Here is a 13,278-nt window from a genome sequence, read left to right as displayed (position 1 = left end):
ATGGCGATCGGGATCCTCATCGGCGCCCTCGCGGTCGGGAGCGCGCTGCCCCACCTGCTGCGGCCGCTCGGAGGGATCGGCACCTGGCAGCCCGTGCTCCTGCTCGCCTCGGGCTTCGCCGTCATGGCGGCCGTTCTCGCCGCGACCGGGCTCCGCGCGGGCCCCCACCAGGCGCCGGCCGCGCCCTTCGATCCCCGCGCCGTGCGGCGCATCTTCGCCGATCGGGCGTCGATGCTCGCCAACGGCGGCTATTTCGGGCACATGTGGGAGCTGTTCGCGATGTGGACGTGGATCCCCGCCTTCCTGGCCGCGAGTTTCGCGGCGGACGCGAGCGCGGGCACGACCCCCTCCCTCGCCTCCTACCTGGCGTTCGGGACGATCGCCGCCGGAGGGCTGGGCGCCGCCGCGGCGGGCGTGCTCGCGGACCGCATCGGGCGGACGGCCGTGACGAGTTGGAGCATGGTGGTGAGCGGCGCCTGCTGCCTGGCCATCGGGCCGCTGTTCGGTGGCCCCCTCTGGCTGGTCGCGGCCGTCTGTTTCGTGTGGGGGTTCGCGATCGTCGCCGATTCCGCGCAGTTCTCCGCCTGCGTGAGCGAACTCGCCGAACCCGAGTACGTCGGGACGGCGCTCACGCTGCAGACGGCGATCGGTTTCCTGCTCACGATCGCCACCATCCGCCTCGTTCCGGTGTGGGAGGCTACGCTGGGCTGGGAATGGGCCTTCGTCCCCCTCGCCATCGGCCCCGCCCTCGGCACCTGGAGCATGCTGGCCCTGCGACGCCGCCCCGAAGCCGTCCGTATCGCCGGCGGCCGCCGCTAGCGGCCATTGCGTGTACCGTCTACCGTGAGACCAGCGCCTCGATCCTCGCTCGAAACCCGGAGTGCAGCCGTGAGACGACATAGCAATTTTCTCGGGACGTGGTCACCCGGCGCGTGGGTACTCCTGGCCTTCTCTGCGGTTGCCGCGTCGGGGTGCGGGCAGGCGGAGGCTGGGTCGCAAACGGAGGGAGCACCTGCGGAGGACGGCGCGCCCGTGATGCAGGCGGCCGCGAACCGGCTCTCGGCCGAGGAGGCTGCGGAAGGCTTCGAGCTCCTGTTCGACGGGGAGTCGGTCGACGCGTGGCGCGGGTTTCAGATGGAGGATGTCCCGGCCGGCTGGAGCGCGAAGGACGGCGCGCTCGCCTTCACGCCGGGCGTCGGGGGCGGCACGCTCATCACGCGCGACACCTACACCGACTTCGATCTGCGTCTCGAGTGGAAGGTCGACGAGGGCGGCAACAGCGGGATCTTCTTCGGCATCGTGGAGAGCACGGAGAGTGCTTTCCAGTCGGGCCCGGAGATGCAGGTACTCGACAACGCGGGACACTACGACGGCGGCGATCCGCTCACCTCGGCGGGGTCGAACTACGGTCTCCACGCGCCGCCGGAGGATGTGACGCGTCCGGTCGGCGAATGGAACGAGGTGCGGATCGTCCGCCACGGCAACCAGGTCGTACACTGGCTGAACGGCGCGCAGGTCGTCGAATACGAGATCGCCTCGCCCGAATGGGAGGCGCTGGTGGCGGGAAGCAAGTTCATCCAGTGGCCCGACTACGGCCGGCACCACGAGGGTCACCTGGGATTGCAGGATCACGGCGACCCCGTCTGGTACCGCAGCGTCCGCGTCCGCCGGATTTCGTCCTAGTGCGCATCCGCAGTATTGCGGCCTGGGCTGCCGCGGGGTTCGTCGTCCTGCTGCTGATCGATCAGGTCGTAGAGCTGGGCTCGATCTGGAGGGTCGGGTTCATGGCGGTCTGTGGCGGGGCGGGTGCCGCGTGGGTCAGCTCAAGGGCTGGCAGTCGAGCGGACGGTGGGTGAAGGCCCGTTTGCCGGGGCCGTAGTCCGCGGCTCCCTGCCCCTCGCCGCGTAGCAGCCAGCGCGTGGTGAGGAGGCCTTCGACGCCGACGGGTCCGCGCGCGTGGATGCGGGCCGTGCTGATGCCCACCTCCGCCCCGAGCCCGTAGCGGAACCCGTCCGCGAAGCGGGTGCTCGCGTTGTGGAACACGCTCGCGGCGTCCACCGCCTTCAGGAAGCGCTCCGCGACGGCCGGGTCCTCGGCCACGATCGCATCGGTGTGGCTGCTCCCGTGCGTGTGAATGAAGTCGATGGCTTCTTCCGGACCGGCCACGGTCCGCACGGCCAGCGTGAGGTCGCCGAACTCGACTCCCCAGTCCTTCTCGGAGGCGGCCTCGGCCCACGGCAGGACCCGGCGGGAGGGTTCGTCGCAGCGGAGTTCGACGCCGCGCTCGCGGAGCGCCTCGCCGACCGGTCCCAACCGCGGCAGGAACGACTCGTGCACGAGCAGCGTCTCGGTCGCGTTGCAGGCCGCCGGGTAGTCGCACTTGCCGTCCACGGCGAGCCGCACGGCCATCTCCGGATCCGCCGACGCGTCGACGTAGAGGTGGCACACCCCCTCCGCGTGACCCAGCACCGGAATCCGGCTCCGCTCCTGGATCGAGCGCACCAGCGCACCCGACCCCCGCGGGATCACGAGGTCGATGAGGTCGTCGAGCGCGAGCAGTTCGTCGACATCCCGCCGGTCCGGGACGCCGAGGACGGCGCGGCGATCGAGGCCGGCCTCCTCCAGCGCCTGCTGCAGGCAGCCGACGAGCACCTCGTTCGAGCGCGCCGCCTCGCGGCCGCCCTTCATGATGACTCCGTTCCCGGAGCGGATGGCGAGCGACCCGATCTGGATCACCGCGTCGGGCCGACTCTCGAAGATGATGAGGAGGACGCCGAGCGGGCTGCGCACGCGTTCGAGGACGAGACCTTCATCGAGCTCCGTGCGTGTGAGGACGCGGTCGATCGGGTCCTCGCCCTCGACCAGCGCGTCGATCCCCTCGAGCAGGCTCTCGAACTTGGCATCGGGGAGCCCCAGCCGGTGGAGGAGGGATCCGGAAAGCCCTTCCTCCGCCGCGCGCGCCAGATCCTCGTCATTCGCCCGTGAGATCTCGTCCCGCGATCGGACCAGAACCGTCTTCAGCGCGCGCAGCGCCGCCGCCCGGCGCTCCGCCTCGGCGCTTCCGATTGTGCGTTGCGCCGCCCGTACTCCGGCCGCCCGCTCCCTCAGCGTCTCCGTCGGCGTCTCCGTCCGTTCCGACTTCAATTCAATCGCTTCCATCATGATTCCTTGAGGATGAGATGCTCCCGCCCCACGACCTGAACGCCGGCTCCCGCCTGATGTGAGGCCGCCTGATGTGAGGCCGCCTGGAGGACGAGTCGCGAGTCGAGCGCGACGACGCCCCGTCCGACCAGCGATTCATCGAGCGCCCGAACTTCGACCACGTCGCCCCGCCGGAACGCGCCGTCCGCCCGCGCGACATCCCCGGCCCGCAGCGGCTCGCCGCTCCGTAGACGTTCCTCTGCGCCCTCCGCCAGGACCAGCGTCCCGCGCGGGTGTGAACAGTAGGCGATCCAGCGGCTGCGCGAGGAGAGGGCGGCGCGCGGCGGGATCCACGTTCCCTCCTCCTCGCCGGCCAGCACGCGGTCGAGCGCGCCCGGATCGACCCCCGAAGCGATGACGGTGTGGCAACCCCCGCGCGACGCGACGCGGGCCGCCTCCAGCTTGCTCGCCATCCCGCCCCGGCCGAGCCCGGAGCGCCCGTCCACGTCGAGTCCGTGTTCATCGGGCCGGTCGATCCGGCCGACGAGCCTCGCGTCCGGGTCGCGTCTGGGATCGGCCGTCATGACGCCCGGAACGTCCGTGAGGAGCACGATGAGATCCGCCGCCAGTTCGCTCGCGACCAGCGCCCCGAGCCGGTCATTGTCGTCGAAGATCGGCCGCTTGCCCGTTCCCCGATACACGCGATCGTTCAGCGAGATCGCGTCGTTCTCGTTCACGACGGGGACGACGCCGAGCCGGAACAGACTCTGGAGCGTCTCGTGCAGGTTCAGGTAGCGCACCCGGTCGTCGAAGTCCGTCCACGTGATGAGGATCTGCGCGCAGGTGACGCCTAGCCGGGCAAACCCCTGCTGGTAGAGTTCCATGAGCCGGCTCTGGCCGATCGCGGCGCACGTCTGCTTCAGCGAGGCCGTCTCGGGCGGCTCCGGGAGCTGGAGGGCGACGCGTCCCAGGCCCACCGCTCCCGAAGTCACGATGAGGACCTCCCGGCCCTCCCGCCGCAGGCGGCTCGCGCTCTCCACGACGCGGAAGAGACGGGAGAGGGCAATCGTCCCATCGTCGTGCGTGACGACGCCCGTCCCCACCTTGAGTACGACGCGGTCGGCCGTCGCGATCGCCTGGCGCGTCACGGCCGGCGCGACGGCGCCGTCGGGGGTCGAGACTGGTTGGAGCTGGCTCACGTCGAACGCCTCACAGCGGGACCGGGACCGACAGCCGGCCGCGGGGCCGGCGGAAGGCCACCAAAGGTACACCGGCGCCACCCCCGCACCAGTCCCCGGAGCGGGCCGTTGCACACCACGCTCCGACGCACGACGCTTCGGAGGCGGGAGCGGGACGGGGCGGAGAATCGCGGCGGGGCGTCAGCGGAGGGCAGAGTTCGCGTGCAGGTCCACCTCATCGACGGCACCTACGAGTTGTTCCGGCACTTCTACGGCGCACCGTCGGCGAAGAACGCCGGAGGCCACGAGGTGGGGGCGACGCGCGGGGTCGTGAATTCGATGCTCGGCCTCCTCGAGGGCGGCGCCACGCACGTCGCGATCGCCACCGACCGCGTCATCGAATCCTTCCGCAACGATCTGTGGCCCGGCTACAAGGACGGCTCGGGCATCGATCCGGCGCTCTACTCGCAGTTCCCGCTCGTCGATGAGGCGCTCGCCTCGGCGGGCTTCACCGTGTGGCCGATGGTGGGGCATGAGGCGGACGACGCGATGGCGTCCGGCGCCGCGATGGCCGCCGCGGACCCGCGCGTGGAGCGCGTCTTCCTCTGCACCCCGGACAAGGACCTCGCCCAGTGCGTGGAAGGCGACCGCATCGTGCAGTTCGACCGCCGACAGCGGCTCCTGCGCGACGAGGCCGGCGTCATCGAGAAGTTCGGGGTCCCTCCCGCCGCGATCCCCGACTGGCTCGCCCTGGTGGGAGACTCCGCGGACGGATTCCCCGGCATCCGAGGCTTCGGCGCCAAGACCGCCGCCGCCGTGCTCTCGCGTTACGGCCGCATAGAGGACATCCCCTCGGATGGAAGAGACTGGGATGTCTCCGTGCGCGGCCCCGAACGCCTCGCCCAGACGCTGCGCACCGCGCTCGATGACGCGCTCCTCTTCCGCCGCCTCGCCACGCTTGTCCGCGACGCCCCGGTCTCAGCGACCGTGGACGACCTCGAATGGACCGGCCCCCGCGACGATTTCGACCTCGTCGCGACGATCCTCGACGCCCCGGACCTTCCTGCTCGTGCAGGGCGCCTCGCTGGGGCGCGCCGGGAGCCAGCGGGTTAGTCGCCGATCGCGGTTAGTCGCTGATCGGGGGCACGGCTTCCATCAGCAGGGCGATCGCGGCGTCCAGGTTCTCCCGGCCCGGACCGGCGCCCGTGTATTTTCCGAGACGCGTGATGACGAGGCCGCGCGCCGGAATGAACACCGTGTACTGCCCGCCGGCGCCCGCGAACCCGCCGTAGTCATCCTCGATGGGGAAGCCGAGGTCCTTCCACACGAAGCCGCCGCCGTAGACGGGCCGTCCGTCCGCGATCCAGGCCGGGGCGATCTCCATCGCGTAGTCGACATAGCCCTCGGGGAGGATGCGCTCGCCCTCCCACACGCCGTCCTGCAGGTAGAGGTTGCCGAGCCGTGCCCAGTCGCGCGCGGAGCCGAACTCGTAGCCCTGCGTGAGGAAGTTCCCGTTCGGGTCCGTCTCCATGATGAAGTTCCGGATCCCGAGCTTGTCGAACAGGTTCCGCTGCGGGAAGGCGTGGTAGTCTTCGCCGCGCCCCTCCACGCCGAGGCGGGTCAGGTAGTTCGTCAGCGCCGGGTCGGTGTTCCGGTACCGCCCCACCGTGTTGGGCTCCCACTGCTGCGGGCGCGTCGCGGCCCACTCGAAGGCGTTCTCGCCGGTGTAGAGATAGAGGTGGTCGGGATACCCCATCTCCTCCGTATAATCCGGGTCCTGGGGCGCGACGATCCGGATCCCGCTCGACATCCGCATGATGTCGGCGATGCGGATGTTCTTCCTGTCGTCGTCCTGCCATTCCGGGATCGGCGCGCGCTGCCACAGCCCGTACACGCCCTGCTGGATGAGGACCGCCATCAGCGTTCCCGTGAGCGACTTCCCCTTCGACCAGCTCTCGAACGGGGTGTGCATGTCGACGCCGGGGCCGTAGTCCTCGCCGATGATCCGGCCCTGGTAGGTGACGACGAAGCCGAGCGTCATCCCCTCCTGGTCCATCGCGATCTCGACCGCCTGCCCGACCTTGTCCATGTCGATCTCGGGCGGGTACGGCTCGTCCGGGAGCACGTCCCCCATGGGCCACGGCGTGGTGGCGGGATCCGGGGTCATCGGCTCGACGACGGAGGGCGTGAAGTAGATCGAGTCTTGGCCCAGCGGGTTCGTGATGCAGCCCTGGCTGCCGTACAGCTTGGCGGTGCGCGTGATCCCCGAGCCGAGGGTGAGGCTCACCGTCCGCGCCTCCATGTCCACGACCGTGTCGACGACCGCGCCGCGGTGCTGGAAGGGCGCCGTGAAGCCGCCCACGTTGGCGGCCGCGTCACGCCAGTCGAGTCCGGTGATGAAGACGCCCGAGCAGAGCGTCTTCGCGAAGCCCGCGGTGTGGTGCACGATCGGCTCGCCCGGAGGCGGATCCCATTCCGTCGGAAGCTCAAGGGACTCGCCGCGCGCGATCACGCGCTCCATGAGGCTCTCGCCGGAGGCTTCGTCGCCACCGGCCTCGCCACCGTCCTCGGGCGCGCAGGCCAGAAGGCCGAACAGGGAGAGCGAAAGCGCACAGCAGAGGTGCGTCACGAATGTTCGATCAGGGGCGCGGCGCATGGGGTCCTCCGGATAAGGGTCGGCTCTGTCCGGCTGAACGTGCGCCGGACGAGGAAGGCTGACAAGCGGTCCGCCCGGCCCCGCTGTCGAGGCCGGGCGTTCCCGCGGGAACGTGCTACGGCTGGACGATCCGGTAGTCGACCGGGGGCGCGGCGCCCATGAGGTGCTCGATGAAGTAGTCCCAGGTGCGCCGGATCAGGTACGGCTCGCGCGCGTAGCCGTGGTTCCGGTTCGGGAAAACAAGCATGTCGAACGTCTTGTTCGCCTCGATGAGGGCGTCGGCCACGAGCAGCGTCATGTTCGGGTGCACGTTGTCGTCCAGCGACCCGTAATGGAGCAGCAGCTTCCCCTTGAGGTTCGAGGCGATGTTCTGGTTCGCCTGCGAGTCGAAGCTGTCCGTCCCGTCCGGGTTCCGTTCGAGCAGCCCGTGGTATTTTTCCCCCCACGGGAAGTGGTATCCGCGCTGGTCGTGATTCCCCGCCCCCGACACCGCGACCTTGAAGAAGTCCGGGAAGGTGAGGATGGCGTCGGTCGAGGAGAAGCCGCCCCCGGAGTGGCCGAAGATCCCTACCCGCTCGATGTCGATGGGATAGCGAAGGGCGAGCGCCTTGAGCGCGGAGACGTGATCGGGGATCCCGTTGTCCCGCATGTTCCCGTAGTAGCTCTCGTGGAAGGCCTTGGAGCGGTACGGCGTGCCCATGGCGTCGACCGCGAAGGTGATGAAGCCGAGCTGGGCGAGCGCGTGGCCCTGGCCCCGCGGCCCGGAGGTGAAGCCGGGCGTGCGGATGGGGCCGATCTGGGGGCCCGGGTAGACGTAGTCGATGACGGGATAGACGGCTCCCTCCTCCATGTTGGGGGGAAGCCAGAGATAGCCGTACACGTCCGTCACTCCGTCGCGCGCCTTCGCGGAGAAGCGCACCGGGGGCTCCCAGCCGGCTTCGAGGAGCGGGGAGATGTCCCCCTGCTCGACCGTCATCACGGGGCGTCCGGCGTCGTCCCTGAGGACGGTGACCGGTGCCGTCGAGCGGGTGGAGTACGTGTCCACGAAGTAGCGGCCGTCGGGTGAGGCGGAGACCGCGTGGTGGGCGTCCTCCGGCGAGAGGAGCGTCACCCCGCCGCCGTCGAGCGACGCTCGATAGAGGTGCTGCCGGTACGGATCGCGCCCGGGCTCGCGCCCCACGCCGGTGAAGTAGACCTGCCGCGCGGCCTCATCGACCGCGAGCAGCTGGACGACGAGCCAGGAGCCCTGCGTGATCCGGCTCTTCATCTCTCCGGTGGCGAGGTCGTGCAGGTAGAGGTGGCCCCAGCCCTCGCGCTCGGAGAACCAGATGAACTCGCTCCCGTTGTCGAGCACGCGCCAGTTGTAGGGCGTGCGGAGCTGGTTCAGCTCCACCCAGGTGTCGCCGCTCTCGACGATGACCTTGCGCGATGCGCCCGTCGCGGCGTCGACCTCGACGAGCGTCTGGTTCCTGAAGTCGCGCGAATGGTGCGAGAAGTAGACGCGGGCGGCGTCCGGGGTCCATTGGGCGGCGTGCCAGGTCGTGTCCGCGCCGCCGAAGTAGCCGACGACGGGGTCGTAGTCGGCCGCCACGTGGGCTCCGGTCTCGGCGTCGAAGAGGTGGAGCTGCCAGGTGGGGACGATGGAATCGCCGGGGAGCGCGTAGCGGTAGCTGTGGAGGATCGGGCGCCCGGTCGCGGCCTCGAGCAGGTGGAGGTCCTCGACGTCGCGCTCGTCGTAGCGGTGCGTCGCGACCCGGCGGCCGTCGGGGGACCACTCGGCCACCGGGGGCGGCTTGAAGTCGCGGCGGCGGTTGGAGATCTCCTGACAGCAGCCCTCCGGCGCGACGCCGTAGCCCCAGTGCAACTCTCCGTCCGTCGAGAGTTGGCGCTCCTCGTCGGAACCGGTGTCGCGGACCCACAGATTCTCGTCGCGCGAGAAGACGGCGAGCGCGCCATCGGGCGAATCGATTTCATGCGTCGCCCGCGCGACCGAGTCCGGACCGGTGCAGCGGTAGGCGCCGATGTCGCAGTCCCAGCGCTCGTGGGTGTCCGTCCAGAAGCGGATCCCGCCGGCCGCGTTGAACTCGAACTCGTCGAAGGGAAGATCCGTCGCTTCGTGGCTCGCGTCGGAAGCCTCGGAGAGGGCGGCGGCGAGCCGGTCGTGATCGAAGGCGGGCCGGCGGGTGCGGGCCGCGGCGTCGATCATGATGAACTCGTGGCCGCCGAAGACCTGGTTGCGGTACCAGAATCGGTTCGCGTCGACCCAGCGGGGGTTCACCGTGACGCCGGACGTGAGCTTCTCCGCGTGCCAGGGCAGGAACTGCTCGGCGCGCGCGTACTCGCTCGCGCTCACGGATTCCGGCTGGTAGGGCCGGGACTGGGCGGCGGCTCCCGCCGGCAGCGCGGCAAGCACGAGGACGCCGCACGCGAGGGCGGCGAGGGTGACGGGTGACGGGCGGCGAATCGAGGGACGTCTCACGGGATCCTCCTTGGTTTCTGACTCGGGGAAGAATAGACCGAAGCGTTCGCCGGCCGGTAGGGTTTCGGGGGTCGCCGCCGCCGTTGCGGAGTCGGACGAGGCGGCGCTAGCGTGCGCGCCGACCTCATCCGAGGAGTGTTCCGTGGATACGACCTCGTCCTCCGTCCGCCCGAGGCGGCTCTTCCTGGCCAGTTGCGTGTCGCTGATCGCGACCTCCGTCACCTTCGCGGTGGTCGGGGCGGTCATGCTCACGCTGAAGGGCGAATTCACGCTCACGAACTCCGATATCGGCTGGATCGCGGGCGCCGGAATCTGGGGCTTCGCCGTGTCGCAACTGGTGTTCGCGCCGTTCTGCGACACGCTGGGGATGCGGTTCCTGCTCCGGCTGGCCTTCGCGTGTCATCTGGTGGGGGCGGCCGTGCTCATCACGGCCGGCGGCTTCTGGCAGGCGTTCTTCGGGGCGCTGACGCTGGCGCTGGGGAACGGCCTCGTCGAGGCCGCCTGCAACCCGTTGGTGGCGGCGCTCTATCCGGAGCGGAAGACGGTCAAGCTGAATCAGTTCCACGTCTGGTTCCCGGGCGGGATCGTGATCGGCTCCGTGCTCGCCTTCGGCCTGGACTGGGCAGGCCTCACCGCGTGGCAGCTGAAGATCGGCCTCATCCTCATCCCCACCCTCATCTACGGTCACCTGATGTGGCGGGAGGAGTTCCCGCCGACCGAGGGCGTGCGCGCCGGAGTCGGCATGATGGAGATGTTCAAGGCCACGTTCATGACGCCGTTGATGATCCTGATGCTCTTCTGCATGGCGATCACGGCCTCGACGGAGCTGGGGCCGAACCGGTGGGTGCCCGCGGTGCTGGAGGCGGGCGGGATTCCGGGGATCCTCGTGCTGGCCTGGATCAACGGCCTGATGGCGATCCTGCGCTACAAGGCCGGGTTCGCGGTCGAGCGGCTCTCGCCGACCGGAGTGCTGTCGGCGAGTGCGGCGATCTCCGTCGTGGGACTGCTGTGGCTCAGCTACGCGGAGACGACGGTGATGGCGTTCGCCTCCGCGACCGTGTTCGCGGTCGGCGTGTGCTACTTCTGGCCGACAATGCTCGGCTTCGTGTCGGAGCGCGTGCCGCGTTCCGGCGCGCTCGGGCTGGGGATGATGGGGGCGACGGGGATGGCGGTCGTCGGGCTGTGGACGACGCCGTGGATGGGGCGGATCGCCGACGAGGTGGGGCACGAGCGGCTTCCGGCGGTCGAGACGCAGGCACTGTTCGCCGATGCGGCGGCGGCTTTCGCCGGGGCCGACGCGAGCACCGCCCCGGATCTGGCGGCGGCGGGCGAAGCGGTCGGTGAGGCACTCGCCGGGGTGGGGCCGGATGGCGCGCTGCCGGAGTCGGTCACGGCGAACGCGCTGCGGGCGATCATCAACTCCGGGGGCGATGAGGCGCTGGCGGAGCGAGCCAACGCGATCCTCGGGCCGGCGGACAACTATGGAGGTCGGGTCTCGTTCCGGTCCGTTCTGCCGTACACGGGAGCCCTCGTCTTCATCTTCGGGCTCCTCTATCTGCGGGACCGGCGCGCCGGCGGATATCGAGCCGTGCGGATCGGAGCGGGGGCGGGCGGCGGATGAACCGCCGCCTCAGCTACGGGATGGTGGGGGGCGGACCCGGCGCATTCATCGGGGACGTGCACCGGATGGCGGCGGAACTCGACGGTCTGGCGCGCATCGCGGCGGGGGCCTTCTCGTCGGACCCGGAGCGGTCCGCGGCGAAGGGGGCCGAGATCGGACTCGACCCCGACCGCGTGTATGGAAACTATGCGGAGATGGCGGAGGCCGAGGCTTCCCTGCCTCGGGATCGACGGCTCGACTTCGTGATCATCGTCACGCCGAACCATCTCCACTTCGACGTGGCGCGGACCTTCCTCGAAGCGGGGTTCCACGTCGTGTGCGACAAGCCGCTGACGACGACGGTCGCGGACGCCGAGGCGCTGTGCCGGCTCGTGGCGGCCGGGGACCGCGTGTTCGCGCTCACGCACAACTACGGCGGCTACCCGATGATCAAGGACGCGCGCGCCATCGTGCGCGAGGGGCGCGTCGGGACTATCCGACGCATCCAGCTCGAGTACTTCCAGGGGTGGCTGGCGACGCCGCTCGAGTTGACCGGGCACCCACAGGCCGTGTGGCGCACGGATCCGGAGCAGGCGGGGGCCGCCGGGGCGCTGGGGGATATCGGGACGCATGCGCATCACCTGGCCCGCTATGTGACCGGGCTGGAGGTCGAGGCACTGTGCGGCGAGCTGACGACGTTCGTTCCGGGGCGGCGTCTGGAAGATGACGCGAGCCTGCTCATGCGGTGGAACGGCGGCGTGCGGGGGACGCTCACCGTGTCGCAGGTGGCGGCGGGCGAGGAGAACGGGCTCGCGATCCGCGTGTACGGGAGCGAGGGCTCGATCGCCTGGCGGCACGACGACGCGGAGACGCTGTGGCACCGGACGCCGGACGGACGGGCCCGGCCGCGGCGACGGGGACACGGCTGGATTTCGCCCGAGGCGGCAGGAGCGTCGCGGGTCCCGCCGGGCCACCCGGAGGGGTTCATCGAGGGGTTCGCGAACCTGTACCGGAGCGTGATCTCGACCATCGGTGCGCTCGACGAAGGGCGGACGCCGGACGAGACGGATCTCGACTTCCCCACGGTGTGGGACGGGGCCCGCGGGGTTCACTTCCTCGAACGGGCGGTGGAGAGCGGGCGCCGCGGCGCGTGGGTGGACGCGCGGTACGAACCGCCGGGAGAGCCGCCCGCGGAGCCGGGGGAGCCGACGCGATGAGCGCACGACCGATCACGCTGTTCACCGGCCAGTGGGCGGACATGCCGCTGGCGACGCTCGCCGCGAAGGCGGCCGCGTGGGGCTACGACGGGCTCGAGCTTGCCTGCTGGGGCGACCACTTCGACGTCGTGCGCGCGACGGAGGAGGAGGGCTACGCGGCCGGGCAGCGGGACCTGCTGGCGGCCCACGGCCTCGAGGTGCACGCGATCTCCAACCATCTCGTTGGCCAGGCCGTGTGCGATCCGATCGACGCCCGCCACCAGCTCATTCTGCCGGAGCGCGTGTGGGGCGACGGCGACCCCGAGGCCGTGCGGCGGCGGGCCGCGGCGGAAATGAGCCGGTCGGCGGCCGCGGCGGCTGCGCTCGGCGTCCCGGTCGTGAACGGCTTCACCGGCAGCTCGATCTGGGCCGCCGCCTACGCCTTCCCCCCGCACCCGGCCGGCTTCGTGGACGCCGGGTTCGCCGACTTCGCCGACCGCTGGACCCCGATCCTCGACGCCTTCGACGCGGCTGGCGTGAAGTTCGGCCTCGAGGTGCACCCGACGGAGATCGCCTTCGACACCGCCAGCGCGGCGCGGGCCGTGGAGGCTGTGGCGGGGCACGCCGCGTTCGGCTTCAACTACGACCCCAGCCACCTCGCCTACCAGGGCGTGGACTACGTCGCCTTCATCCTCGAATTCGGCGACCGCATCCACCACGCCCACATGAAGGACGTGTGGTGGTCCGACACCCCGCGCCGCTCCGGCACCTTCGGCGGCCACCTCGACTTCGGGCACGCCGACCGCGGCTGGGATTTCCGCTCCATTGGGCGCGGGCGAGTGGACTTCGAGGAGGTCCTGCGCGCCCTCGACCGGATCGGCTACGACGGCCCCCTCTCGATCGAGTGGGAGGACAGCGGCATGGACCGCGAACACGGCGCCCGCGAAGCGTGCGAACGCCTCCGGGCCCTCACCTTCCCCCCCTCCGCCACCGCCTTCGACGCCGCCTTCTCCGAGGACTGACCTCCA

10 protein-coding genes are annotated in these 13,278 nt (G+C 70.6%); 6 read left to right on the top strand and 4 right to left on the bottom strand.

Annotated elements, in window-relative coordinates:
* Both RN729_RS08880 and RN729_RS08875 read left to right on the top strand, forming a co-directional pair.
* Nucleotides 1-819: hypothetical protein (locus RN729_RS08880; protein WP_310783807.1), on the top strand; the 819-nt coding region annotated here is incomplete at its 5' end.
* Between the two features lie 69 nt (nucleotides 820-888).
* Nucleotides 889-1,683, top strand: a complete 795-nt coding sequence (locus RN729_RS08875; RefSeq protein ID WP_310783805.1) for a DUF1080 domain-containing protein — start codon at nucleotides 889-891, stop codon at nucleotides 1,681-1,683.
* A 135-nt stretch (nucleotides 1,684-1,818) separates the two neighbouring features.
* On the opposite strand, the gene RN729_RS08870 is transcribed toward RN729_RS08875, so the two are convergent.
* Both RN729_RS08870 and proB read right to left on the bottom strand, forming a co-directional pair.
* Complete coding sequence (locus RN729_RS08870) at nucleotides 1,819-3,162, bottom strand: glutamate-5-semialdehyde dehydrogenase (RefSeq protein ID WP_310783803.1); 1,344 nt, start codon at nucleotides 3,160-3,162, stop codon at nucleotides 1,819-1,821.
* Nucleotides 3,159-4,340 (bottom strand): glutamate 5-kinase, encoded by a 1,182-nt coding sequence (gene proB, locus RN729_RS08865; RefSeq protein ID WP_310783801.1) that lies wholly within the window; start codon nucleotides 4,338-4,340, stop codon nucleotides 3,159-3,161. Before proB ends, RN729_RS08870 begins: the two co-directional genes overlap by 4 nt.
* A 108-nt stretch (nucleotides 4,341-4,448) precedes the next feature.
* On the opposite strand from proB, the gene RN729_RS08860 reads away from it, so the two are divergent.
* A complete protein-coding gene (locus tag RN729_RS08860; RefSeq protein ID WP_310783799.1) occupies nucleotides 4,449-5,432 on the top strand; it encodes a 5'-3' exonuclease H3TH domain-containing protein in 984 nt (327 codons plus the stop codon).
* A gap of 13 nt (nucleotides 5,433-5,445) precedes the next feature.
* On the opposite strand, the gene RN729_RS08855 is transcribed toward RN729_RS08860, so the two are convergent.
* Both RN729_RS08855 and RN729_RS08850 read right to left on the bottom strand, forming a co-directional pair.
* On the bottom strand, nucleotides 5,446-6,975 hold the full coding sequence (locus RN729_RS08855; protein WP_310783797.1) for a serine hydrolase: 1,530 nt from the start codon (nucleotides 6,973-6,975) through the stop codon (nucleotides 5,446-5,448).
* 115 nt (nucleotides 6,976-7,090) lie between these two features.
* On the bottom strand, nucleotides 7,091-9,454 hold the full coding sequence (locus RN729_RS08850) for a DPP IV N-terminal domain-containing protein (RefSeq protein WP_310783795.1): 2,364 nt from the start codon (nucleotides 9,452-9,454) through the stop codon (nucleotides 7,091-7,093).
* Between the two features lie 142 nt (nucleotides 9,455-9,596).
* Here RN729_RS08850 and RN729_RS08845 point away from each other — a divergent pair, with 142 nt between their 5' ends.
* From RN729_RS08845 to RN729_RS08835, 3 genes are read left to right on the top strand one after another with little or no spacing between them, the layout of a single operon-like run.
* Nucleotides 9,597-11,075: an MFS transporter gene (locus tag RN729_RS08845; protein ID WP_310783793.1), complete on the top strand. Its 1,479-nt coding sequence runs from the start codon at nucleotides 9,597-9,599 to the stop codon at nucleotides 11,073-11,075.
* Nucleotides 11,072-12,271, top strand: coding sequence for a Gfo/Idh/MocA family oxidoreductase (locus RN729_RS08840; protein WP_310783791.1), 1,200 nt, complete (start codon nucleotides 11,072-11,074; stop codon nucleotides 12,269-12,271). The genes RN729_RS08845 and RN729_RS08840 overlap by 4 nt, the downstream gene beginning before the upstream one ends.
* Entirely contained in the window at nucleotides 12,268-13,272 is a 1,005-nt protein-coding gene (locus tag RN729_RS08835) for a sugar phosphate isomerase/epimerase (protein ID WP_310783789.1), read from the top strand. Before RN729_RS08840 ends, RN729_RS08835 begins: the two co-directional genes overlap by 4 nt.
* Nucleotides 13,273-13,278: the final 6 nt, after the last annotated feature.

This window comes from Candidatus Palauibacter polyketidifaciens, from assembly GCF_947581785.1.
Classification (GTDB): Bacteria; Gemmatimonadota; Gemmatimonadetes; order Palauibacterales; family Palauibacteraceae; genus Palauibacter; species Palauibacter polyketidifaciens.
This window is presented reverse-complemented; position numbering and strand designations above follow the sequence as displayed.